This window comes from Microbacterium excoecariae (assembly GCF_011326725.1).
Lineage (GTDB): Bacteria > Actinomycetota > Actinomycetes > Actinomycetales > Microbacteriaceae > Microbacterium > Microbacterium excoecariae.
Genome location: NZ_JAANCO010000001.1, coordinates 2,089,929 through 2,113,983, shown reverse-complemented (window position 1 = coordinate 2,113,983; position 24,055 = coordinate 2,089,929). Strand labels below are relative to the sequence as shown.

Here is a 24,055-nt window from a genome sequence, read left to right as displayed (position 1 = left end):
GGCACCGCCCGAGGTGGCAAGATGTTGTGGTGACGCTCCACGCACGCCCGCTTCGCGCGACCCCTCCCGATCCACTCGCGCGGCCGGCCGCGACGCGCATTGCCGAGGTCGACGGGCTGCGCGGGATCGCGCTCACCCTGGTCGTCGTGTTTCACCTGTTCGGCCACGGCCGGGTGTCGGGCGGCGTCGACGTCTTTCTCACGGTCTCGGGGTTCCTCCTCGTGCTCTCGCTCGGCCGCGCGCTGCGCGATGGCCGGCCGCTCGGCATCGTCGCGCGCTGGGCGCGCACCTTCGCGCGCCTCGCCCCGCCGGCGGCCGTCGTCCTGCTCGCGATCACCGCGCTGACCTTTACGGTGTACTCGCCGTGGTTGCGGGAGCAAAACCTCGTGGAGGTCGTCTCGTCGGCGCTCTACGTGGAGAACTGGCAGCTCATCTCGTCGCAGTTGTCGTACGGCGCGGCGGGGCCGCAGACGAGCCCGCTGCAGCACTTCTGGTCGCTGTCCGTGCAGGCGCAGTTCTTCCTCGTGTTCCCGCTCCTCGCGAGCGTGGTGCTCTTCTTGCGCGCCCGCAGCGCCCGCACCCTGGTCTTCTGGACGCTGCTCGCCGCGGCCACGGCGGCGTCCTTCGCCTATGCGTGGCACCTCAACGCGCTCGCGCCGTCGGTCGCGTACTTCCATTCCCTCGCCCGCTTCTGGGAGCTGGGAGCCGGCGGCCTCCTCGCCGCGGCGGTTCTCGCGGGATGGCGCCTCCCGCGGCCCGCGCGGGTCGTCGCGGGCTGGGCGGGCCTCGCCATGATCCTCGCGAGCGGATTCCTCTTCGACGGCGGGGCCGCCTACCCCGGGCCCGCCGCGCTCGTGCCGGTCGGCGGCGCGGCGCTCGTCTTGCTGTCCGCCGAGGGCGGGCCGGGGTCGCCGTCGCGGTTGCTGAGCAGTCGCCCGCTGCGCGAGCTCGACGCCGTCTCCTACGGCCTGTATCTCTGGCACTGGCCGCTCCTCATCGCCTTCTTCACGATCAAGGGGCGCGACGAGCTCGGCTGGCGCGGCGCGCTCGTCGTCCTCGGCGCCTCGGCGCTCCTCGCAGTGCTCACCCGGGTCGCGTTGTCTCGGCCGATCGCGCGCGTGACGGGCCAGGGCATGCGCCGTTCGCTCGCGGTCGCGCTCGTCGCGATCGCCGTGGCCGCGGTCCCGGCGGGCGTGGCCGCGGCGCGCGCCCAGGCGGATCCGCCCGCGGTCGCGCTGGACTCGTGCGCCGGGGCCGCGACGCTCGACCCGGCGCGCCCGGACTGCCGGAACGCGGACTTCGCGGGAGAGATGACGCCCGCGCTCGAGGATCTCCGGCGCGACGACGCCAACCGCGCGGAGTGTTGGGGCGGGCCCGAGGTGTACGAGATGCGCCTGTGTGCTCTGGGCGAGACCGAGGGGTACAGCGCGCGGATCCTCGCGGTCGGCGACTCGCACAACAACGTGTTCCTGGACGTCTACGAGGACATCGCCGAGGCGCGGGGGTGGCGCATCGACGCCTCCGGACGAGCCGGCTGCAAGTGGGTCGCGCCCGAGACGCCGATCTCCGGGAAACAGCCAGAGGACGAGGCGGCGTGCCGCGCGTGGCGCACGGAGATCGGTCGGCTGGCCGCGTCCGGCGACTATGACGCGATCCTCACGGTCGCCTCGTCCAAGCACCGCGAGAAGCCCGTGGACCCCGATCAAAGCCCCGAGGAGTACCACACGGAGATCACGGTGGACGCGTGGGCGGACCGGGGCGGGGCCGAGACGCCGATCCTCGCGCTCGTCGACAACCCGATCTTCCCGGAGGACGCGCTCGGGTGTCTCGCGGACCCCGCCGCGGTCGAGGCCGGGGAATGCGAGCTACCGCGCCGCGAGGCGCTCAAGCCGACGGGGATCGAGGAGGCGGTCGCGCAGACCGAGAACGCCTACCTCATCGACCTCACTGACCTCGAATGCGACATCGACGTGTGCCGCATGGTCCAGGGAGGCGTCATCGTCACCCGCGACGGGGCGCACCTGACGGCGTCCTACGCGGCGACGCTGGCGCCGTACCTCGATCGCGCGCTCGGGCGCCACGTCGGGTAAGGGCGGCGTCAGCGGAGGAGCGCCTCGCGAAGCTCGTCCGCCAGGAGCGGCCCCACGGTGGCGGCGTACGTCGCCGAGAGGTGATGCGCGTCTCGATACACCGCGACGCCCCCGATGACGGGAGGGCAGGCGGCCTCCGTGCAGTACGCGTCGGTGAGATCGATCGCGCGCGCGTTTTCGGACTGCTCCACGGCGCGGCGCTTTCCGTCGTCGACGAGCGCCTCCGCGCGGGGGAGCGCGCACCGCGCGGTGGCGGTGGTCGGGTCCTCGGACACGCACGCAACGGGGCTCTCCGGGTAGCGCGGATTATCGATGAGGGCGAGCACAGGAACCGAAACGTCCGGGCGCAGGGCCCAGGCTTCGACGAGCCCACGCACCTGGGCGTCGTCCGCCGGCTCCGCCCCCGCCGAGCTGGCAACGAGGATCCCGTCGACGTCGTCGCCGGCCTCGGCGATGAGGTCCGCGAGGTGGCCGCGCCACGTCTCGCACGCCTCAGTCTGCTCGTCGGTGGCGAGCTCCAGGTCTTCCGTCGTCCACGGACACCCCGCGTGCCCGGCGACGTCGATGCGCCAACCCAGCTGTTCGGCGACCGCCTCGTACGCCGGGATCATCGCGTTGTTGTGGGAGTCTCCCACCGCGATGATCCGCACGGGCGCGTCCTCCGCCCCGAGCGTGCACATGTGCACGTCCGCCTCCTCCGGCTTCGCCCAGCACCCGGGGGCGTTGCCGTCGTCGCTCGCGATGTCGCCCAGCGCGGGGACGACATCGACGCCGGCGTCCGCGACCGCGGCGTCGGAGGGATCCGAGCCGTCGGGTCGGCAGTCCGGCGCCATGGCGGCCGCGCCGAAGCAGGGGGGCGGATCCGCGACGAGTGCCTGCGTCGCCTCCACCACGCGCTCCTCGGAGCGCACGAGCCCCGCGACGCCGCCGAGTGACAGGACGAGGACCGCGGCCATGCCCGCGGCGCTCCACGCCGCGATGGTGCGGGGGCGGCGGCCGTGCAGGAGGCGCGGCGACGAGCGCACGCGGTCCTCGACGAACACCGTCGACGCCCAGGCGAGCGCGATCGCGACTGCCGCGATCGCGACCTTGTCGAGCGTCGTGAGCGCCCGGGAGGTCGCGAACGGTACGAGCACGATGAGGGGCCAGTGCCAGAGGTAGACGGCGTAGGACACACGACCGAGGAAGGCCACGGGCGCGAGGCGGCCGGCGGCGGCGAGCGGGGCGTGTGCCCCACCCCAGATGGCGGCGGCGGTCCCCACGACGGGAACGAGCGCCCACGCGCCAGGGAAGGGATCTGCGCCGCTGAGACCCACGGTGGACCAGGCAATCGCTGCCACGCCCGCCGTCGAGACCACAGCGCCCGCGCGGCCCGACGTCAGGGGCGGGGCGAACGCGAGCAGGGCGCCCGCGCCGAACTCCCACGCGCGGGAGAACGTCGAGAAGTACGCCTGCCCGGGGGCGGCGGCGAGGAGCCACACGCTGTGGGCGAAGCTCGCGACGGTCGCGACCGCGATGGCGACGAGGATCACGCGGCGCCACGGGAACCGCCGGAACAGCGCCATCGTCATGACGAGCAGGAGCGGCAGGAGGACGTAGAACTGCTCTTCGGCCGACAGCGTCCAGAAGTGCTGCACGGGGGAGGCCTGGTTCTCGGCAGCCAGGTAGTCGACGCTGTCGACGAGGAGGCGCCAGTTCTCGATGTACAGCGCCGAGGCGGTGATATCGCCGAGGAACTGGCGCCAGAGCGCGGTCGGCACGACGACGACCACGGCGATGGCCGTGACCGCGAGCACGAGGAGCGAGGCGGGGAGGAGGCGCGCGGCGCGGCGCGCCCAGAACGCGCCCAGGGCGATCCGGCCCGTGCGGTGCCGTTCGCGAATGAGGTGCGACGTGATCAGGTAGCCGCTGATCACAAAGAACACGTCGACCCCGACGAATCCGCCCGTGAGCCGGTTCGGCCAGAGGTGGTACAGCAGGACGCTCGCGACCGCGAGGGCGCGCAGCGCCTGGATGTCGGGCCGGAACGACGCGCGGGCGGCGTCGGCCGGGGCGCGCCCCGCCACGGTCAGCGCGTGACCAACCGGCGCAGTCGGCGCAGCAGCCGCGCGGGGGCGCCCCCGAGCACGCGGTTGGTCCCGCGCGCGGCGCGACCTGCGCGACCGCCCGTGGCGCGGTTGAGGGACCGTGCGGCCTGACGGGGCAGAGAACCCTGCTCGCGGAGCTGCTGCTCGGCGGCCTCGGCGCGCTTTCGCATCCGCCACAGGTCCTTCTCGAGGCGCGGGACCCGCGGGTCCTCCCGCACGACCTTCGCCTCGAGATCTTCGGCCTCGCGGAGGTCGAAGAGGTGGGCGCGCTCGCTCGAGGCCCACTCGAAGCCCGCGATGCGGTCCACGACGTCCTCGAGGGCGAGCTCGTCGGTCACGTAGCGCCGCGCGCGGGCGACGACGGCGGAGTTCCAGATCGTCACCGCGTCGTCGTTGTCGTGGCCCGGCGTGAAGAACCGGATCGCCCCGAGCCAGGGCTGATCGATGAGCCGATACATCTCGTGGATCGATTCGGGCGAGAGCCCCGCGGTGATCGGCATGTCGACGCGGAAGGGGGAGGGGAAGACCGTCTCGGGCGCCTCGGTCGCGAACTCGACGCGCGGATCCGTACGGAACCACTCGCGCACGAGATACAGCTCGTTCATCGGATCCGCGAGCATGCGACGGCGCCCCTCGTGCAGCTCGGACCACGGCCCGACGAGCACGACCCGGAGGTCGGTCTGGGTGTTGTTGAGGATCCGGTCGACCGCCGGGCGCGCCCAGGCGGCGGTCTCGGCGGTCACCTCGGTGACGACCGTGACGAGGGGCACTTCCCAGACGCGGCTCTCCGCGCGCCGGCGGTACCGGGGGATCGGCATGCGCTGCGCGAAGTGGACGTCGTTGTGCCAGGAGACCTTGGCGGCGTGGTCCTGGACCGTGCCGCGACCCATGTGCCACGAGAGGGCGTCGTGCGCGGGGATGAACACGGCACCGGCCTGCCACAGCTGGTAGGCGATCTCCGTGTCTTCGCCGAGGTGCAGGCGCGTGTCCTGGCCGAAGGTGCGGTCGTATACCTCGCGCGTCACGGACGCGCAGGCGCCCATGTGCGTCGAGTAGTTGCGGCCGTGCGAGTCGTTGAGGTCGTCGGTCTTCCGGTAGATCTCCTCCGACCAGTGCTCGTGGAGCGTCGAGCGGTCGTAGTCGTCCGCGATCGTGCCGTCGAGGACCTTGCGGTAGACCTCTTCCGGCGTGTAGTCCCACTCCTCGATGAAGCCCTTGTCGCCGATCGTCGCGGCCTCGGGGATGAAGTGCGCCCACTTGGCGTGCTGGCGCACGTTGTCGCGGAACAGGATCATGTCCGAGTCGACCCAGTAGATGATGTCGCCGGTCGTCGCCTTGATGCCGATGTCGGTGGCGTTCGATCGGCCCCACCCGTCGTTCACCTCGTGCACGCGGATGAGGCGCGTGTTGGGGTGGGCGTACTCGCCGATCTCGACGGGCTCCTCGCCGCCGCCGTCGTCGAGGACGACGACCTCGAGGAGATGCTCCGGGTAGTCCTGTGCGGCGAGCGACGCGAGCGTAAACTCCAGCGTCTTGCTCTTGAACGCGGGGATGATCACCGAGACGGACATCGTCGGCTCCCACCCCTCCGGCAGCGTTCCGTCGAAGGTGTCGCGCCAGCGGTTGCGGGTGACGATCGCGGGGGCGTCGGTGCGAAGATCGGCAGAAGTCACCCCGAAAGTGTAGCCCGACGGGTCCTGACGCCCCGCCGGGAATGCCGAGGGGCGGGCCGATAGACTCGCCCGCATGCCCGACGCGCCCTACGAGACCCGGATCTTCAACTACCCGGGATGGCTCGATAACCCGTACGTCCGGATGCTGCAGGCCGTCGCGATCGAGCGTGGGTTCGAGCCGACCGGGCGCACGACCTTCCGCGACACGTTGATCGAGCTGACGAGCCCGGAACGCCGCGGCCTCGTGCACGTGCAGTGGCCGACGCCGGTCACGGAGGACGCCGAGGACGAGGCGGACGCCGAGCGCCGCGTCGATCTGTTCCTCGACGCGCTGTTCACGGCGAAGACGCTCGGGCGTCCGATCCTGTGGACGGTGCACAACGTCCTCCCGCACGACACCGCATACCGCCCGCAGGCCGTGCGACTCCACCGGGTGCTGGGAAAGCTCGCCGACGCGATCCACGTGCTGAGCCCGCACACGGTCGAGCATGCGCGACACTTCTACTCGATCCCGCCCGAAAAGGTCGTCCTGATCGAGCACTGCAGCTACGACGGTGTATACGGTGACCCCGTCCCCGCCGCCGAGGCGCGGGCGGCGGTCGGCGCGAGCGCGGACCGGGCGACGATCATGTTCTTCGGGTGGATCCGGCCCTACAAGGGCATCGTCGACCTCTCCCGCGCGACGAAGCTGGCGGTCTCGCGCGGCGCGAACCTCGAGGTGCTGATCGCCGGGCGGCCGCTCGGGCCCGTGCAGAACGCGCTGAAGTCGTTCGACGAGAGCGGCGCCCGCATCACGCGCCACCTGAAGCGCGTGCTCGACGAGGACCTGCCGTCCTGGTTCGGCGCCGCGGACGTGCTCGTCCTGCCGTACCGTCGCGTGCTCAACTCGGGGACGATGCACCTCGCCGCCACCTACGGCGTGCCGGTCCTGCTGCCGAACGAGCCGCACCTCGTCGAGGACTACGGCGACCAGGCGTGGATCCGCTTCTTCGATCACGACGATCCCGCCGAGTCGATCGCGGGCCTCCTCGCCGACGAATGGTTCCTCGCGCCCGAGGCGCGCGCAGCCGCCCGCGCGTTCGCGGCCGCCCGCCCGCCGCGCGCTATGGGCGAGGCCTACGCGGACCTCGTGACACGCCTGATCGAGCGCCGCTGAGCGCGCCCGCGACGCGCGGCTAGCCTGTTCCGTGACCTTCTCTCGACACCACAAGGGGATGCGCATGCCCAGAATTCGACGCACGAGCCCCGCCTCCGGCGACCCCTCGCGGGACGGCGGCCGGATCCGCGTCTCGACGGAGGAGATCGACGCGCTCGTCGGTCGGCCCGAGGCCGCGGGGGGCGTGCTCGACCTCGAGCTCGAGGGCGTCGACGCGCTACGCGTCCTCGCGCTGCCGCGGGACCCGGTCGTCCGCGTCACGCGCCTGGATGTGCGGCTCGCCCACTGGGAGGCGCCCGTGCCGCGCTGGCGCGGTCGCCTGGGCCAGATCCGCGCGCTGTCGCGTTTCTCGTCCGACTTCGACGTGCGCCGCTCCCGGGCGTCCGCGACCGTGACGGTCACGGAGCCCACAACCGTGACCGAGATCGCGGCGGCCCTGATCGGGGTCTTCGCGCCCGACGCGCCCCACGCGGGCGCGGGCTTTCCGCTCGTCGCGGTCGCGCCCGGCGCCGGTCGCGAGGCGCTGGCGCTCCTGCCCACGCGCACCGTCTCGCCCGTGGAGCCGATGGTGGACCGGCTGCAGGGCGTGGGCCTCTTTCGCGCCGACGTCGCGATCGGCGGGCCGCGTCGCCTCGCGGAGGAGGTCGCGACGCACCACCTCACGACGGACGAGGCGGTTCACGGGCGGCCGCGCACCGAGCTGCCCGTCCTCGACCTCCTGACGCACAACCCGATCGGTCGGCCGCTGACGTTCCAGCCCTCCCCGCCGGCCAGGCGGCTCGTCGTGGACGGAAACCGCGCCCGGATCCTGCCGATCGAACCGGCCACGGCGCACCCCGTCGACTTCGACGTGCGCCGCCCGCTGGACGCGCCCACCGTGCGCGCGCTGCGCCGCGTCGAGAGCATCGATCTCTCGGGGCTCGAGCGGTTGCCCGAGGGGCTGGCCGCCCGCTTCGCGGAGATCACGGCGACCGACACGATCCTCCACAGTCTCCCCGCCGCCGTCGACGTCCCGGCGGAGGCCCTCGCCCCCGCGCTCGCGGACGTTATCCGACGTCCCTACCGCCAGCAGCTGGGCCTCGAGCGGGACCGGCGCGCCGTCGAGGGGCGCCGCATCGCGATGCACGAACACGGCGGATTCTTCCGGCTCGCGAGCGCCGTGGCGTCCGCGACGGGCACGCGGTATCTCCCGCGCGTGAGCGTCGTGCTGTCCACGATGCGCACGGAGCTCGTGCCCGGCGTGCTCGAGATGATGGCGCGCCAGACCTATCCCCACATGGAGGTCGTGGTCGTCGTCCACGGCGTGCCCGCGCCGAACCTCGACGGCGTCGACCTGGGCGATCTCGCGGTGCGCATCGTCGAGGTGCCGGGATCCGTGTTGTTCGGCGGCGCGCTCGCCGAGGGCGTGCGCCACGCGTCCGGCGACCTGATCACCAAGCTCGATGACGACGACTGGTACAGCGAGCATCACGTGTCCGATCTCGTGCTGGCCGCGCTGTACTCGCGGGCGGACATCGTCGGCAAGACGACCGAGTTCCTCTATTTCGAGGAGGTCGGACAGACCGTCCACCGGACCTTCGCGACCGAGCGGTATCACGATCAGGTCGCGGGCGGCGCCATGCTCCTCTCGCGGTCGACGTTCGACGCCCTCGGCGGGTGGCGGCCGACGCCGAACTCGACGGATCGCTCCGTGCTCATCCGCGTCGAGACGCAGGGCGGGGTCGCGTACCGTACCCAGAGCCTCGGGTACATGTACATTCGTCACGCGTCGAAGCACACCTGGGAGCGGACCGCCTCGCAGCTCGTGCAGGGGTCCTTCGAGCAGTGGCGCGGGTGGCGCTCGCCCGAGGTGTGAGCCGCGTCATCAGGCGTCGAGCCGCCTGACGACGCGGGCCGGCACGCCGGCGACGAGAACGTCGTCGGGGACGTCCTCGGTCACGATCGCGCCCGCGGCGACGATGGCCCCGGCGCCCACCGTGACGCCGCCCAGGACCGTGGCGGACGCGCCGATCCAGCAGCCGTCGCCCAGCACGATGGGGTCGTGTCGCACCGTCCCGGCGCGCCGCTCGTGCGGGCCGATCGCGTGCGAGTCGGTCACGAGGCGGACGAAGGGGCCGAGGTTCACGCGGTCGCCGATCGTCGTGTGGGGGCGCACGTAGGCGTCGCGGTTGATGAACGCGTCCTCGCCGATAGCCACGGGGCCGGTGAACTCCCCGCCCCGATAGATCTTCGTCCGCGCGCCCACCCGCACATCCGAGGATCCGTGGTTGAAACGCACGGTCTTGTCGACGCGCGCGGTCTCGTCAACCTCGAGCATCGTGGTCCGCCGCCTCGAGCGGGGGCATGATCGCGAAGCTCTTGTCGCGCGCGATCCGGAGGCCGTCGCGCATGCCCCGCCAAAGGTTGCGCCACCCCGTGCCCGTGACCTTGCGCTCGACGAAGCCGAGCCGGATCAGCTCCTTCGCGAACGTCGCGGCGGTGCCGATCGCGAACCGCACCGGGCGGTAGTCGCCGTGCGCCGCGTAGTAGTGCCGCATGATGCCGCGATTGCGCATGATGTAGTAGCGATACATGTCGCTCGACGCGTTGAGGTGGCGCGTGCCCATGTCCCACTGCTTGATCTCGCGGGTGCGCTGCAGGACGAACTCGTTGACGATCGCGCAGGGCGTGTGGAGCGATGCGAGATAGCCGTAGACCGTGTCGTCCCAGTAGATGAAGAAGCGCGGATCCGGCAGGCCGAGCTTCGCCACGAGGTCGCGGTGAATGAACATCCCCTCGAAGCACCCGGAGTTCATCTCGCGGTACCCGGAGTCGTCGAAGTCGGCGGGCGCGAACGGGATCGGAATGCCGAGCGAGGTCGAGACCCGGTACTGCCAGTAGAACTCGGAGCCGTCGTAGTCGTACCGGCGGCCCTGGATGCTCTGGAACCGCGGCGTCCAGCGGCCCATCGCCGCGAGTCCGTCCGGGAGTACCTCGACGTCGTCGTCCATGAGCCAGATCCACTCGGAGCCCAGCTCGTACGCCGTGCGCATCCCCTCGCTGAACCCGCCGGATCCGCCCGTGTTCTCGTCCAGGCGCCGATAGACGAGCTCCGGCCCGATCCGGTCGCGGAAGCCCGCGACGACCTCGGTCGTGTCGTCGGACGAGGCGTTGTCGATGACGACGACGCGGCCCGGCTGCGGATCCATGCGGTCGACGGACTCGAGGAGCCGCGCGAGCAGGTGGGAGCGGTTGAACGTCACGACGACGATCGTCGCGCCGTTCGGGTCGAACTCGGGTGCGCTCACGGGGGTGGACCTTTCGCGGGAGGCGGTCATGCGTTGTGCTCGAAGTGCGCGCGCCAGGCGGGCTCCGAGACGAGGTCGTCGAGGGCGGCGCGATACTCGCGCGCCAGCCGCGGCCACTGCCGCGCGAGCTCGCGGTGGAGCCGCAGCGAGCGCCGCAGGAGCCGGCGATAGGCGCGTCGGTCGCGCGTGTAGATCTGCGTGCCCGAGCCGTCCGCCGCGCTCACGAGCGCCGAGTCGACGTGGGAGACGCGCCACCAGTCGGCGTCGCGCTTGCCGAACTCCACGTCCGGCACGTCCGCGTGGTGCGCGGCGGGTCGGCGGAGGAATTGGGTGACGAGCGTGCGCGCCGTGAACACGGCGCGGGCGAGGCCGACGGGGCCCGCCTTCTCGCCGCGGCGGGGGAGCGGGAACACGCGCATGCCGCGACGGGAGCGCGGGACGTCGTCCGGATCCTGGTGCACCACGGTCTCGGGGAACGACGCCGCGAGCGCCCGCGCCTCGGGCATGCGGGTCGTGAGCGTGCGATGCAGATGGGCGGGCCCGGACAGCACGTCCTCGAGGGCGAGGTGGCGCAGCTCGGTCGGGTAGTACTGCATCATCATGAGGTGCTTGAGGTCGGCCCGGCGGCTGTGCCGCAGAACCGTGCCGCCCCGCGGGGCGGTCGAGTGCAGCAGCGCCGCGACGAGCCGGCCGCGCGCGTGGTAGTACGCCTGCCAGTCGATCGCGTCGTCCTTGCCCACCCAGGACACGTGCCAGAGCGCGGCGCCCGGGAGGGAGACCGTCGGGTAGCCCGCCTCGCGGGCGCGCAGGCAGAACTCCGCGTCGTCCCACTTGAGGAAGGCCGGAAGGGCGAGCCCCACGGACCGGATCACCTCGGTGGGGATGAGGCACATCCACCACCCGTTGTAATCGGCGTCCATGCGCGCGTGCAGGAGCGGCGACTGGCGCAGGTTCGCCTGGCGGAAGTCGTGCGGCATCACGTCGTCGTGGAGCGGGCGCCACATGAACGGCTCCTCGTCCACGACCTCGGCCCAGGCGTTGAGCTTCGCGCGGTCGAGGAGGTCGAACATGTGCGCGCCGACGATCGTCGGGGTCGTCGCGTAGCGGCCGAACAGGACGGAGCGCCGGATGGCCTCGGGCTCGATGCGCACGTCGTCGTCGAGGAGCTGCACGAAGTCGCTCTCGGGTCGGCGGAGCGTCTCGACCATGGCGCGCGAGAATCCGCCGGATCCGCCGAGGTTCGGCTGCGTGATGACCTCGAGCGCGTCGCCGAGCGCGGCGGCCGGCGCCGCGAATCCCTCGTGTGCGTCGACGCGGCGGGTGCCCTGGTCGATGAGGAAGATCCGGTCGACGACCTCGAGCGCCTCGGGGCTCTCCGCGAGCGCGCCGAGCGTCGCGACGCAGAAGTCCGGCTTGTTGAAGGTCGTGATGCCGACTGACGCGCGGCCCGTGCGCACGGGCGCGTGGTCCGTTGTCCACTCGGCCGAGACGACCGTCGCGTCCTCGGAGCCCGCCACGACGTCGAACCAGATCCAGCCGCCGTCCGAGAACTGGGTCAGCGGCAGGTCGAACACCGTCTCGGCGTCGCCCGCCACCTCCGCCAGGTCGACGCGCTGCGAGATGCCGGATCCGTTGGAGCGGTACACGAGGACCGTGGCGGGTCCGCTCGTGCGGACCGTGAGCGCGATCCGGCGCACCCCCGTCCAGTGCTGCCAGTACGACGCGGGAAACGCGTTGAAGTACGTCCCGAAGGATGTCCGCCCGCCCGCGCGCACGCGGGCGCTGCGCCGGCCGAGCACGTCGCCGATCTGCGTGTTGCTCGCGACCCGCACGGGTTCGCCATCGATCGTCGACCACGTGTCGGCGTCGAGGTACAGCGGCAGGAGGTCCGGGTCATTCTCCGTGGGGAGGACGACGTGCTGGAGGACGGTCGGCATAGGCGCATTGCTCCGAAAAGTGAGGAATCGGTGGCCCGCTCGCGCGCGGACAGGCCGTGACGAACTCTACCCGGCCCGCCCCGCGTTGCCCTGAGGCCGGAGCGGGGGCGGCACCGGCGCGGCCGGGTCGAGGCGCGCGCGCCACGACCGTTCGCGGCCCGCGCGCACGGCGCACACGACGAGGAGGAGCCATCCGATGTCGTGCAGCGCGTAGCTCTCGAAAACGGATTCGACGAGGATCGCGATGAGGACGAGCGGAAGCCACGCGTACACGACGGAACGGCGGTCGGCCGCGGCGAGCCAGGCGCGACCGAGCGCGAAGAGCCCGACGAGGAGGAACAGCAGCAGGCCCACCCACCCGAGCTGCAGGAGCACGTCGAAGTACGCGCTGAGCGCGGATCCGTGCGCGCCGCCGAGCTCGACGGCAAGGATGTTCGTCGGGAACGGCTCGCCCCGCCAGGATCCGAACAGCCCCCAGCCGGTCACCGGCTTGTGGCGGACCCAGTCGATCAGCGCGTTCCAGAGGTCCGCGCGCGCGGCGAACCCGGACCGCGCCGCGAAGAAGCGGATGATCGCGTGCCGGAACCAGAACGCGAGGGTCACGAACACGAGCGCACCGCCGGCGAGGGCCAGGTGGACCCGCGCGCGCCGCCCGCGCGGGGCGCGCCGCGCGAGGGCGAGCGCGAGCTCCGCGAGCACGAGCGTCGCCGCGAGGACGACGGCGACGGGGGAGCCGGAGAGCACCGTCATGAGCCCCGCCAGGACGAGCGACGCGACGGCGACGGGCCGGGCCACGGCGCGCGCCCGCCATTCGATCGCGAACGTGACGAGGGCGAGGACGGCGACGAAGCCGAGGAGGTTGCGGGTGACGAACAGGCCCTGGACGGGGCCGCCGTACGCGAGATCCCCCGCGATCCCCAGGCGGCCGAGCGGCTGGTCGAGGAGGATCCCGAACAGGACCTCGAGGGCGAGCGACAGCGCCAGAAGGGTGCGGAAGACGTCGCCCGCGGCGCGCGCGATCTGCAGCGTGTCCCGGAGGTGCGCGATCGTCGCCCCGATGAGCGCCCACGCGGCGAGCGACAGCCACGCCGCGACGGCGCGCGCGTGCGCCCCGTCGATGGCCCACACGGCGCTCGCCGCGGCCCAGGCGAGGAAGGCGACGAGGGTCGTGGGGGCGAACCCGACGAGCGACAGCTCGTCGCGCCGGGCGAACAGCGCGGCGCCGCCGAGGACGGCGAGCCCCGTCACGATCGTGGCAAGCGTGACGGGCCCGTTGACGCGATCGATCGCCGCCGTGAGGAGGCCCGCCCCCAGCGCCGTGACCGTGTACGCGCGGGCGAAGGCCGCGGACCGCAGCGAGGTCGCGATGGCCGTCCGCGCAGCCCGGCGCATCGAGGTCATGAGGCGGGCGTGACCGCGGGCTCCGCGACGCGCGGAACGCCCCGGCGCGGGCGGCGGCGGCCGATGTCGGCTCCGGAGTCGGGGTGGGTGAGGACGGGGGAGACCTTCAGCTTCGCGACGAACATGACCACGACGAGCCACCCCCAGAGCATGACGGGGTTCGATTCCGTCAGGCCCTGGGTGAGGAGGGCCCAGACGACGAGGATCGGCACGAGCGTCAGGGGGGAGTATGCGCGCTCGGCGTGCGCGTCCCACCGCGGGCGGTCCACCGCGAAGAACCACGCGCGCCACAGGGCGGATCCGTACACCGACGCGACGAGCACGACGCCGAGCGCGCCGAGCTGCAGGAACGCGTCCAGCCACATGTTGTGCGCCTGGAACACCGTGATGTCGTGGTCGACGATCCAGCCCGCGAACGCGGGGTGCCAGGGGACCCAGGGGGAGGAGAACCCATTTCCGACGACGGGGTGGGTGGCCGCCCGTTCCCACACGGCGGACCAGATCGCATCGCGGCCGGTGAGCCCGCCGTCGCGGCCGAGCGCGTCGAGGACCGGCCCGCGCAGCGCCCACGCGGCGGCCGCGAGCGCGACCGCGAGCGCCGTGAACGCGGCGTACACCCGGGTCCGGCCGCGCGCGGTGCGCTGGCGGCGCATCACGAGCGCGACGAGCAGCACGCCCGCGGCCACGGCGCCCGCCGCGAGCGCCGTCGCCGACCCCGCGCGCGCGAGCATCCACAGCGCGAGCGCGATCCAGAGGCCGTGGAACACGAGGGTCTCGGCGGAGGCCCGATCGAGGATCGCGAGGCGCAGGCGGGCGCCGAAGACGATGAGCGCGAGGAGGGCGAGCATGCCGATCAGATTCGCGTTGCCGACGATGCCCTGGATGCGATCGCCCACGAGCCAGTCGTCGAAGAGGTTTCCGCGGACCCAGTACCAGTGCGGATCCGGCGTGCCCTCCGTCGCGAAGAAATTCGGCAGGATGGGGTGGCCGACGAAGAGTGCGACCCAGGCCTCGAACGCCAGCGAGGCGCCGAGTACCCAGCGCAGCGCGACCTCGAGGGCGCGGATGATCTCGCCCCACGTGAGCATGTCCGCGAGGAAGAGCGCCTGCAGCGTGAACGCGACCATGACGGCCCCGGTGCCGACCGTCGCGAGCGGCCAGGCGGACCAGGCGGTCGACGCGAGCGCGAGGGCCACGTAGGCGAGCGCGACCCAGGGCAGGCGGCGCCAGGGGTATGCGCGGCGCCCGCGCCGGCGGGCGAGGTGGGGGATCCAGATGCCGAGCGTCCCGAGCACGCACGCGGCGATGAGGGCCGCGGCGCCGACCGCGCCGAGGAGGTTGTACCACCAGGAGTACGCGAGCGCCGAGAAGAGCATGAACGTCGCGTAGGCGCGCAGCGCGAGGTGCGCCGTCGACTCGCGCCGGGGCGCGCGCGGCGCGGGAGCGACGGGGTGCCGGGTGCGGTGCGCCATGCCCCTCAGACTACGCGGCCGCGTGCGCGGGCCCGACCCGCTCGGCCCTACTCTGGAGACATGCTCGCGACACTCACCAACGCCCCGCGCGGATTCGACTGGGGCTCGCGATCGCTGATCGCGGATCTCGAGGGGCGGGCCCCCGCCGACGCACCCGAGGCCGAGGTCTGGTTCGGCGATCACCCGTCCGACCCCGCCGACGTGCTCGACGGCACGGGCCGCACGCTCGAGGCGTGGATCCGCGACGAGGGCGTCGGTGACGGCGCGCGGCTGCCGTACCTGCTCAAGCTCCTCGCCGCGTCGAAGGCCCTGTCCATCCAGGTGCACCCGACCAAGGCGCAGGCCGAGGCGGGGTACCGTCGGGAGACCGACGACGCGCCCGCCGTGCGCAACTACGTCGACGACAACCACAAGCCTGAGATGATCGTGGCGCTCAGCGACCGGTTCGTCGCGCTGTGCGGGCTCAGGGAGCCCGCGGCGACGAAGCGCCTGCTCGCGGCGCTGGGGGAGGCGGCCGCTCCGCTCGCGGCGCGCGCGACCGACGCGGCCTCCCTGACCGACGCCGTCGGGTGGCTCCTCTCGGGCGAGGCGGACGAGGTCGTGGCCGCGATTCTCGCGGCGCTCGGCGATGCCCGCTCGACAGAGTTCGCGACCGAGTTGTCGGTCGCGCGCGACAACGCCGCGGACTTCCCCGGGGACGCGGGCGTCGTCGTCGGCCTGCTCATGAACCTCGTCGTGCTGCGGCGCGGCGAGGGCCTCTTCCTCGGCGCGGGCCAGCTGCACTCGTACCAGTCGGGCCTCGGGGTCGAGATCATGGCCGCGAGCGACAACGTGCTGCGCGGCGGCCTCACGTCGAAGCACATCGACGTCGGCGAACTCATGCGCATCCTCGCGCCCGAGGCGGGCCCCGTGCCCGTCGTGCTGCCGCGCGCCTTCAACGGGGGGAGCCATGGTTTCGAGGAGTACCCCGCGCCCGTGCGTGATTTCCGCCTGCTGCGCGCGGAGGTCTCGCCCGCGCGGCCCGCGCGTGTCGCGGTCTCGGGCCCGGCCATCGCGCTGTGCGTCGCGGGATCCGTCACGGTGCGCGAGGGGGCGGACCAGGCCACGATTCCTGCCGGACGGGCGGTCATCGTCGCGGGCGCGGGCGAGGTGAGCGTCGAGGGATCCGGCGAGGTTTTCCTGGCCGAAGAGGGCGCGTAAGCCCCGCGCGCGACACGCCGATATCCCCCGCACCTTCAATCCGCGCATGAACCCTCTACGATCTGCGACTTGAATTTCGCGAATCACACGGGTGTAATTACCCAGGGAAGGTACCTGCATCAGGACTGTCCGAGGGGGAGAGCACCATGACCGCACCGCACAACCGTTCCGAGGCGCCGGCCGACTGGTTCGTCGACCCCGTCGAGCTCGGGGTCCCGGGCGTCCCGCGTCGCGGGGACGACGAGGGCGACGACGGCGCGCTGTCGTGGCAGTCGGAGGCGCTGTGCTCGCAGACGGATCCGGAGGCCTTCTTCCCGGAGAAGGGCGGCTCGACGCGCGACGCGAAGCGGATCTGCGACTCGTGCGACGTGCGCGCGCAGTGCCTCGAGTACGCGCTCGAGAACGACGAGCGGTTCGGGATCTGGGGCGGTCTCAGCGAGCGCGAGCGTCGCCGGCTCAAGCGCGCGCAGCAGGCGTCCTAGACTCGCCCGACAGCCCGCGTGTCCCTGGCGGCGTGACGCCGCGCGGCGCTTAGGCTTGCGGGGTCATGCCCGCCCCAGTTCACGTCGTCCTCATCGCGCGGTCGTCCCCCCACGCCGCGGCGGATTTCGAGCGCTCCCTCGCGGCGCTCCGCACACAGACCGTCCCGATCGCGGGGCTCACCGTGGTCGTGTGCGGCGACCCCGCGCCCCTGCGCCAGGCCGTCGACGCCTCGCGGGCGCAGGCGGCGGTCCAGGCGCCCGAGAGCATCCCCTTCGGCGGCGCGGTCGAGCTCGCCCTGGCGCGCGTGCCGGCCGGTCGCGCCGTGTGGCTGCTCGACGAGGGAACGCTCCCGGAGCCGGCCGCGCTGGCGGAGCTGACGGCGGCGCTTGAGCGGCAGCCGTCGGTCGCCCTGGCCGCCCCCAAGGTGGTCCGCGCCGCGAACCGCCGCGTGCTCGAGTCGTTCGGCGTGACGATGACGGCCTCGGGGCGCAGCGTCGAGCTCGCGCGGGGTGAATACGACCAGGGCCAGCACGATCACGCGGACGACGTGCTCGGCGCCGACGTGCGCGGGATGCTCGTCCGCGAGGACATCGTGGCGCAGCTCGTGCCGGACCGCGCGCTCCTCGGCGCGGATGAGGGTCTCGACATGGGCGTGCGCGCCCGTCTCGCCGGCCGGCGCGTCGCGCTCGCACCGCAGGCGCGGGTCCAGGTCGCGCCGCCGACCCAGCTCGCGCTGACGCGGGCCTACGTCGCGCGCGTGGCGTACCTGCACCGGCGGATCGCGTACGCGCCCATCGCGCTCGCGCCCGTGCTGTGGATCCTGCTCTTTCCCCTCGCGCTGTGGAGCTCGGGCGTCGCGCTCTTCGCGAAGAGGCCCGGGCGCGTGGCGCCCGAGTGGATGGCGGCGGCCACGGAGTTCGTGCGCGTCGGCGCGATCGTGCGCTCGCGCCGACGCATCGCCGAGGGGCGCACGGGGAGCTGGCGTCAGGTCGACCCGTTGCGCATCCCGCGCGGCGAGCTGCGCGAGCGCCAGCACGCCGCCGAGGACGCGCGGGCCGGCTCCCGGGCGCCCCTGCGCTTCTTCTCGGGCGGCGGCGCGTGGGCGGTGCTCGCGGCGCTCGCGGTGAGCGTGGCCGCGTTCGTGGCGTTGTTCACCTGGTCCGGGATCGGCGGGGGCGCGCTCCTCCCGCTCCGGCGCACGCTCGCGGGCCTGTGGTCGGACGCGCTGTTCGGCCTCCGCGCGGAGGGCGTCTTCGACGTCGGGGCCGCGGATCCCTTCGGAGCGGTCGTCGCCCTCGTGGGGTCGTTGTGGCCCGCGGCGCCCTCCTTCGCGCTCGTCATCCTCTGGGTCGCGGCGCTCCCGCTCGCCGTGCTGGGCGGGTGGTTCGCGGCGACCCGCGTCGCGAACGGATCCGCCGCCCGGATCGCCTTCGCCGTGCTGTGGGGCGTCGCGCCGCCGTTCTGGGACGCCCTGATGTCGGGACGGCCCGCCGCCGTCCTGCTCCACCTGCTCCTGCCGTGGCTCGCCTTCGCGGTCGCCGCGGCGCACCGATCCTGGACGACCGCCGGCGCCGCTTCGCTCCTCCTGGTGGGGGTGCTCGCGTGCGGGCCGTGGCTGTGGCCGCCCGTCCTCGTCGCTTGGGCCCTCGGGATTGTCGCGGCGGCCGTCTGGGCGAAGCACGCGGTCGGCCGCGTCATCTGGGTGGTCGTGCCGTCGGTGGCGATGTTCGCCCCGCTCGTGGTCGAGCAGGTGCGCCGCGGCACGCCCTGGGCCATCCTGGCCGATCCGGGGGCCGCCTCGCCCGCGGATAGCGCCATCGGGGCGGGGGCCTGGGAGGGCCTTCTCACGGGGTTCGGCGCGCCGGCCGACCTCGCCGAGTCCCTCTCGCCGTGGTACCTCGTGCTCGCGGTCCCCGTCGTGCTGCTGGCCCTGGCAGCGCCCGCGACCCGGCGCACGCGGCTCGCGGTGAGCGCGCTCGCCGTCGCGGCGCTCGGCGCGGCATCCGCGCTCGTCGCCCCGACGGCCCTGCTGTCGTTCGCGAACGGCCAGGCCGTGCCCGTGTGGGCCGGGTCCGCCGCGAGCCTGGCCTGGCTCGGGCTCGTCGCGGCGAGCGCGATCACGATCGATCGGATGGGGACCCTCGGCGTCCGCCCCGGCCTCGTGGCCGCCGTCGCGGTGGCGCTCGCGGCCGTGGCGATCGTTCCGCAGGCGACCGCGCTGCACCGCGGCGGGGCCGCGATCCACGACGCGAGCGACACGACGCTGCCCGCGTACGTCGCCGCCGAGGCGCAAAACGATCGCGAGATCGGGACGCTGGCGCTCACGCCGCTCGCCGACGGATCCGCGGCCGCGAACGTGATCTGGGGCGCCAGCGAGACGCTCGGGGGGCGCTCGAGCGTCCAGGCGACGGCGCTGGAAGCGACGGACGAGGACGCCTGGTTGGCGTCGCTCGCCGCCGACATCGTGTCGGGCGGCGCGACCGCGGTGACGGAGCCGCTCGCTCAGGCCGGGATCTCCTTCGTGCTTCTGCGCGAGGAGCCCGGGCCACAGAACGCGGACCAGCGGGTGATGGCGCTCACCGCGACCGCCTCCATGGACCAGCGCAGCGGTTTCGTGCGGGTCGGGGAGACGGCGAGCGGCGTGTTGTGGCGGGTCGACGGCGACATCGCGGAGCGCGACGGCCTCACGGCGGCGGAGACGACCGCCGTATGGCTCGTCACCGCGCTGCAGGTCGCGCTCCTCCTCGCCGCGCTCCTCCTCGCCTTCCCGACGCGCGCGACCCGCGCCGCGGTGTCCGCGTCCCCCCGCATCATCGGCGAACGGCAGGAGGCCGACGTATGAGGATCCGCGTGAGTCCCGCGCGACTGTCCGGCGTCGCGGCGGGCCTCGTCCTCGCCGTGGCGGTCGCCGCGGTCGCGGTCGCGCCCTGGCCCACGCTGACCGGCCGAGGCGGCGGCGAGGCGGCGGCACCGCGCGTCGAGGTGGCGCCGGTTCCCGCCGAGATCGTCATGTCGTGCGACGGCGACATCGTCGCCCTCGGCCGCGACGCCGCCGACGCCTCGGGCATCTCGTCCGCCGCCGGCACGACGCTGACGGCCGAGAACGCCCGCGGCGAGGAGCCCGCGGTGGCGGACGCGCTGGAGTTCGAGGGCGTTGGCGAGGCGCCGGTCGTCTCGCAGCGCCCGGACGGCGACGAGGGGATATCGGTCGCCGGCGCCGTCTCCGCGTCGCTCGACGAGGAGGACCTCGGCGGGTACGCGATGTCGGCGTGCCGCCCCGGCGCCTCCGAGGCCTGGCTCGTCGGCGGCGCGACCGCGACGGGGACGACCGGCATCATTACGCTGGCCAACTCCTCCGACGTGACGGCCACCGTGACGATCGAGGTCTTCGGCGTCGACGGCGGATCCGTTCCCCCGGGCGGAGAACTCGCGCTCCCCGCCCACACGACGCGCGCCATTCCCGTGGCGAGCATCGCGGGCGGCGAGCAGGCGCCCGTGATTCGGGTGACCTCCGAGGGCGCCCCCGTGCGATCGGCCCTGCAGACGAGCATCATCGACACGCTCGAGCCGCGCGGCATCGACATCCAGGCGCCGACGACGCCGGCCACCTCGGCCGTGATTCCGGGCGTCGTGGTGACCGATCAGGCGACCGAGACGCCGGGCGCGGAGCCCCTCCTGCGCCTGCTCGGCACCTCGGGGGAGGCCCAGCAGGTCACGGTGGCGGTGATCGACGAGGAGACGGGCGAGACCGCGTCCTCGACCGCCGTCCCGATCGAGAACGCCGCGCCGATCGACGTCGCGCTCGACGGGCTCGAGCCCGGGCGTTACACCGTGCGCGTGGACGGCTCCGAGGCGCTCGTCGCCGCCGTCAAGGAGACCGGGACGCGCGACTTTGCGTGGCTCGCCGCGCCCGAGGCGGTCGAGGGCGAGACGCTCGTCGCCGTGCCCGAGACGGAGAACGGCCGCGCTCGGATCTCGGTGGCCGCGGCCGCCGACGGATCCGCCCGGGTGCGGGTGACGCGGCTGGGTGCGGACGAGGAGGAGGTCCTCGAGGTGGCCGCGGGCGCCTCGGAGTCGCTCGTCCTGGACGCGGACGCGACCTATCGCGTGGGCGTCGAGGACGGCGCCGTCTTCGGCATGGTCTCCTCCGCCACCGACGAGGCGATGGGGGCGTTCCCGGTCGCGCCGGACGTGGCGACGCCGGAGCCGATCACCGTCGTTCCGTAGCGGTCGGGGCCGCGCGGCTCAGTGGTACGGATCCGCGCCGAGGTCGAACGGATCGCGACCGAGGTACTCGGCCGCGGCGCGGAAGACGGCGCCCTCGACGAGCGCGCGGCGGTGAAACTCGTCGGCCTGCAGGAGCGGGACGCCGTGCGCCTTCGATAGGCGCTCGATCGCGACCCGGTAGAGCACGATGCGGCGCCCGGGGACGTCGACGCTCCAGCGCGGGACGGTCTCGTCGGACTCCGCGATCGGCATGCTTGCGATCTCGAACCGCACATCGCGCAGGTCGCTCCACGTGCCGCGGAGGAAGTCCGCCGTCGAGGTCACCGTCATCTCGAATCGATCGAACCGAGAGCCGATCGCGGGCACGGGGGGTCGGGTGAGCGCGCTTCGCCCGACGCGGCCGTGCCGGCCATGGCGCCCGGCCGCGGGGCGGGGCACCGCCTGATCATGCTCGGCGCGGCGCGCGCGGTCCCACCACTTCATCCCCTCAGCATAGGCTCGAGCGCGTGGGCGACAGAATCTGTTCGAAGGTGGGCTGCGAGCGCGAGGCGCTCGCGACGATGACGTTCGACTACGCGGGCCGGATGGCGGCGCTCGGGCCGCTCGGCGCGGGCAACGATCCGCACGCGCACGACCTGTGCGCGCTGCACACCGACCGCCTGTCCGTGCCGCAGGGCTGGACCGTCCTCCGCCACGCGCTCTTTCGCGACGACGATTAGCTCTCGCCCTCAGGCGCCCCGGCGCGCGAGCGCTTCGGCGCGCGCGTTCTCCGACAGGAGCGCCTGGCGCTCGCGCGCCCGGCGCACGGCGGCGATCGCGGCGAGCGCCGCCTCGTCCGGCGCCGCGGGCTGGGGCGAGACGAACGGCGCGGCCTCCCGCACAAGCTCCGCGGCAAGCCGCGCGCGCACGGCGGGGTCCATGCGGTGCGCGCCCGCGGCGAACCGCGCGATGCGCTGGTCGGTGCGGTCCGGCAGCCGCGCGACGTCGGCGACGCGGGCCCAGGCGGCGAGCGCCGGCGGGACCTCGGGCGGCGCGGCCGGCAGCGGCGGGCGCCGGTCGCGCTCGCTGTGGGTGCCCGCGACGAGGTCGCCGAGGCGCTGCCCGCGCGGCGTGAAGGCCGCCACGACGAGCGCGAGGCCGCCGAAGGTCAGGTAGATCTCAAGCACGCCGACGAGGCCCCGCACGAAGGCGTGCCGGAACCCCACGGCGCCGCCGTCCGCGCGCACGATCCGGCCCCCGACCGCGAGGCGACCCAGGCTGCGGCCCCGCGTGAGCGTCTCGACCGTGATCGGGATCCCGGCGAAGCACACCACGTAGGCGACGATCGTCGCGATCTGGAGCGTCGCCTCGTCGAGCACTCCGCCCGCCGCGAGGCTCTGCAGGCCCCATCCGACGATGAGGAGGACGAGACCCCACCCGACGACCGCGTCGATCAGCCCGCCGACGACGCGCAGACCGAGCCCGAGCGGCTGCACGTCGAGGGCGACTGCCTCGCCCGTGAGCACCTCGTCGTTGTGCACCGCGAAGGCGGCGGTCGATCCGGTCGGGTGGGCGGTCGGCGACATGCGTACAGTAAATCAGGTGAACATCGATGCGCTGATCGACGTCCGCCGTGCCGAGTGGGACCGCCTCGACGCGCTCGCGCGCCGGCGCCGCCTCACCGGCGCCGAGACCGACGAGCTCGTGCGGCTCTACCGTTCCGCGTCGGCCGATCTGGCGACGATCAAGACCGCCCTCGGCCGGTCGGCGGCCGGCGATCACCTCTCCAGCGCGCTCTCCCGCGCCCGCCTGCGCCTGACGGGGGCGCCCGAGAACCCCTGGCGGCAGGTGCCGCGGTTCTTCGCCCTGCAGCTGCCGGCCGCGCTGTTCCGGCTGCGCTGGCTCACGCTCGCCATCGCGGCCGCGTTCGTGGCGATCGCCGGCCTCGTCGCGTGGTGGCTGCAGCAGGATCCGCAGACGATGGCCGCGCTCGGGGACGAGGCCCAGCTGCGGCAGTACGCCGACGAGGATTTCGTGGGCTACTACAGCGAGCACGCCGAGGGCGTGTTCGCGGGGCTCGTCTGGACGAACAACGCGTGGATCGCCGCGCAGTGCGTGATGTTCGGGGTGACGGGGTTCTGGCCGGCGTGGATGCTGCTGCAGAACGCGGTCGGGATCGGGACCTCCGCCGCGGTCATGACGTGGTTCGGGCGCGGGCCGGAGTTCTTCGCGTTCATCCTGCCGCACGGCCTCCTCGAGATGACCGCCATCTTCGTCGCGGGCGCCGCGGGCCTCCGGATCTTCTGGGCGTGGGTGAGCCCGGGGCGCGCGTCGCGCGGATCCGCGCTCGCGTCCGAGGGGCGAGCCCTCGCGACGGTCGTCGTGGGTCTCGTTCTCGCGCTCGCCCTGTCGGGTGTCGTGGAAGGCTTCGTGACGCGCCAGGACTGGCCGCCCGCGGTGAAGATCGGAATCGGCGCGGCGGCCCTCGGCGCGTTGCTCGCCTACATGCTCGGTGTGGGTCGGCGCGCGGCCCGCGCGGGGGAGACGGGCGACGTCAGGGAGTACGAGGCGGGGACGCCGCGGCTCGTCGCGGGCTGATGCCGGTGTCGGGCTACGCGGCGTCGCACGCCGCGCACACCGCGCGGTACGTCACGCTCGCCTCGAGTAGGCGCATGCCGTGATCGTGGGAGGGGTGCAGGCACGGGGCCCGGCCCACGGCACACGCGACGTCTTCCACCCGGCCGCACACGACGCACTGCATGTGGTGGTGGTTGTCGTCGGCCGCGATCTCGTACAGCGCGCTCGCGGCGCCGGGCAGGCTCACCCGCTGCGCGATCCCCGCGTCGGTGAGGTCGTTGACGATGCCGTGCACGGTTTGCACCGCGATTCCGGGGATGCGCGCGTGCACCGCCTCGTGGAGCTCGTCGACCGGCGCGTGCGGGCGACCGGCGAGCGCCTCGAGCACCGCGCGGCGCTGCATCGTGACGCGCAGGCCCGCGGCGCGGAGCAGGTCCGCGGCGTCGGGCATCGAGTCGGTGGTCACCGTCGCAATTCTACCGTGTT

General features: G+C 73.4%; 19 protein-coding genes. 9 read left to right on the top strand and 10 right to left on the bottom strand.

The window, feature by feature from the left end:
• Positions 1-29: 29 nt before the first annotated feature.
• Positions 30-2,090, top strand: coding sequence for an acyltransferase family protein (locus G8E01_RS09770; protein WP_166319112.1), 2,061 nt, complete (start codon positions 30-32; stop codon positions 2,088-2,090).
• Positions 2,091-2,098: 8 nt separating this feature from the next.
• Here the strand turns inward: G8E01_RS09770 and G8E01_RS09765 are convergent, their stop codons facing one another.
• Together G8E01_RS09765 and G8E01_RS09760 are read right to left on the bottom strand one after the other, a co-directional pair.
• The gene (locus G8E01_RS09765; protein ID WP_166319109.1) at positions 2,099-4,156 is read right to left on the bottom strand and encodes an acyltransferase family protein; all 2,058 of its coding nucleotides are present in this window, start codon (positions 4,154-4,156) and stop codon (positions 2,099-2,101) included.
• A gap of 2 nt (positions 4,157-4,158) precedes the next feature.
• The gene (locus G8E01_RS09760) at positions 4,159-5,850 is read right to left on the bottom strand and encodes a glycosyltransferase (RefSeq protein ID WP_166319106.1); all 1,692 of its coding nucleotides are present in this window, start codon (positions 5,848-5,850) and stop codon (positions 4,159-4,161) included.
• Between the two features lie 73 nt (positions 5,851-5,923).
• Here G8E01_RS09760 and G8E01_RS09755 point away from each other — a divergent pair, with 73 nt between their 5' ends.
• Positions 5,924-7,006 (top strand): glycosyltransferase, encoded by a 1,083-nt coding sequence (locus tag G8E01_RS09755; protein ID WP_166319103.1) that lies wholly within the window; start codon positions 5,924-5,926, stop codon positions 7,004-7,006.
• A 64-nt stretch (positions 7,007-7,070) separates the two neighbouring features.
• The gene (locus tag G8E01_RS09750; protein WP_166319100.1) at positions 7,071-8,861 is read left to right on the top strand and encodes a glycosyltransferase family 2 protein; all 1,791 of its coding nucleotides are present in this window, start codon (positions 7,071-7,073) and stop codon (positions 8,859-8,861) included.
• Between the two features lie 9 nt (positions 8,862-8,870).
• Here the strand turns inward: G8E01_RS09750 and G8E01_RS09745 are convergent, their stop codons facing one another.
• From G8E01_RS09745 to G8E01_RS09725, 5 genes are all read right to left on the bottom strand, one after another.
• Positions 8,871-9,323, bottom strand: a complete 453-nt coding sequence (locus G8E01_RS09745) for a DapH/DapD/GlmU-related protein (RefSeq protein WP_166319097.1) — start codon at positions 9,321-9,323, stop codon at positions 8,871-8,873.
• A complete protein-coding gene (locus tag G8E01_RS09740; protein ID WP_166319095.1) occupies positions 9,310-10,323 on the bottom strand; it encodes a glycosyltransferase family 2 protein in 1,014 nt (337 codons plus the stop codon). Before G8E01_RS09740 ends, G8E01_RS09745 begins: the two co-directional genes overlap by 14 nt.
• Positions 10,320-12,230, bottom strand: coding sequence for a glycosyltransferase (locus G8E01_RS09735; protein WP_166319093.1), 1,911 nt, complete (start codon positions 12,228-12,230; stop codon positions 10,320-10,322). The genes G8E01_RS09740 and G8E01_RS09735 overlap by 4 nt, the downstream gene beginning before the upstream one ends.
• A 66-nt stretch (positions 12,231-12,296) precedes the next feature.
• The gene (locus tag G8E01_RS09730; protein ID WP_166319091.1) at positions 12,297-13,631 is read right to left on the bottom strand and encodes an O-antigen ligase family protein; all 1,335 of its coding nucleotides are present in this window, start codon (positions 13,629-13,631) and stop codon (positions 12,297-12,299) included.
• Positions 13,628-15,103: an O-antigen ligase family protein gene (locus G8E01_RS09725; RefSeq protein ID WP_166319089.1), complete on the bottom strand. Its 1,476-nt coding sequence runs from the start codon at positions 15,101-15,103 to the stop codon at positions 13,628-13,630. Before G8E01_RS09725 ends, G8E01_RS09730 begins: the two co-directional genes overlap by 4 nt.
• Positions 15,104-15,163: 60 nt before the next feature.
• Between G8E01_RS09725 and manA the strand changes: the two genes are divergently transcribed.
• The 4 genes from manA (at position 15,164) to G8E01_RS09705 (ending at position 21,013) form a co-directional block, all read left to right on the top strand.
• Positions 15,164-16,303 carry a mannose-6-phosphate isomerase, class I gene (manA, locus tag G8E01_RS09720; RefSeq protein ID WP_166319087.1) on the top strand — a complete coding sequence of 380 codons (1,140 nt, stop codon included), beginning with the start codon at positions 15,164-15,166 and terminating at the stop codon, positions 16,301-16,303.
• A 146-nt stretch (positions 16,304-16,449) separates the two neighbouring features.
• The gene (locus G8E01_RS09715) at positions 16,450-16,785 is read left to right on the top strand and encodes a WhiB family transcriptional regulator (RefSeq protein WP_166319085.1); all 336 of its coding nucleotides are present in this window, start codon (positions 16,450-16,452) and stop codon (positions 16,783-16,785) included.
• A 65-nt stretch (positions 16,786-16,850) separates the two neighbouring features.
• Complete coding sequence (locus G8E01_RS09710; RefSeq protein WP_166319083.1) at positions 16,851-19,628, top strand: glycosyltransferase; 2,778 nt, start codon at positions 16,851-16,853, stop codon at positions 19,626-19,628.
• Positions 19,629-19,636: 8 nt separating this feature from the next.
• Positions 19,637-21,013 (top strand): DUF5719 family protein, encoded by a 1,377-nt coding sequence (locus G8E01_RS09705; protein ID WP_166319081.1) that lies wholly within the window; start codon positions 19,637-19,639, stop codon positions 21,011-21,013.
• 18 nt (positions 21,014-21,031) lie between these two features.
• Here G8E01_RS09705 and G8E01_RS09700 read toward each other — a convergent pair whose 3' ends face one another.
• Entirely contained in the window at positions 21,032-21,496 is a 465-nt protein-coding gene (locus G8E01_RS09700; RefSeq protein WP_338100789.1) for a hypothetical protein, read from the bottom strand.
• 23 nt (positions 21,497-21,519) lie between these two features.
• Here G8E01_RS09700 and G8E01_RS09695 point away from each other — a divergent pair, with 23 nt between their 5' ends.
• Positions 21,520-21,732 carry a DUF3499 family protein gene (locus tag G8E01_RS09695; protein WP_166319079.1) on the top strand — a complete coding sequence of 71 codons (213 nt, stop codon included), beginning with the start codon at positions 21,520-21,522 and terminating at the stop codon, positions 21,730-21,732.
• 9 nt (positions 21,733-21,741) lie between these two features.
• Here the strand turns inward: G8E01_RS09695 and G8E01_RS09690 are convergent, their stop codons facing one another.
• Positions 21,742-22,578 carry an RDD family protein gene (locus G8E01_RS09690; RefSeq protein WP_166319076.1) on the bottom strand — a complete coding sequence of 279 codons (837 nt, stop codon included), beginning with the start codon at positions 22,576-22,578 and terminating at the stop codon, positions 21,742-21,744.
• Between the two features lie 16 nt (positions 22,579-22,594).
• On the opposite strand from G8E01_RS09690, the gene G8E01_RS09685 reads away from it, so the two are divergent.
• Positions 22,595-23,590, top strand: a complete 996-nt coding sequence (locus G8E01_RS09685; protein ID WP_166319073.1) for a stage II sporulation protein M — start codon at positions 22,595-22,597, stop codon at positions 23,588-23,590.
• A 13-nt stretch (positions 23,591-23,603) separates the two neighbouring features.
• Here the strand turns inward: G8E01_RS09685 and G8E01_RS09680 are convergent, their stop codons facing one another.
• Positions 23,604-24,035, bottom strand: a complete 432-nt coding sequence (locus tag G8E01_RS09680; RefSeq protein ID WP_166319070.1) for a transcriptional repressor — start codon at positions 24,033-24,035, stop codon at positions 23,604-23,606.
• Positions 24,036-24,055: the final 20 nt, after the last annotated feature.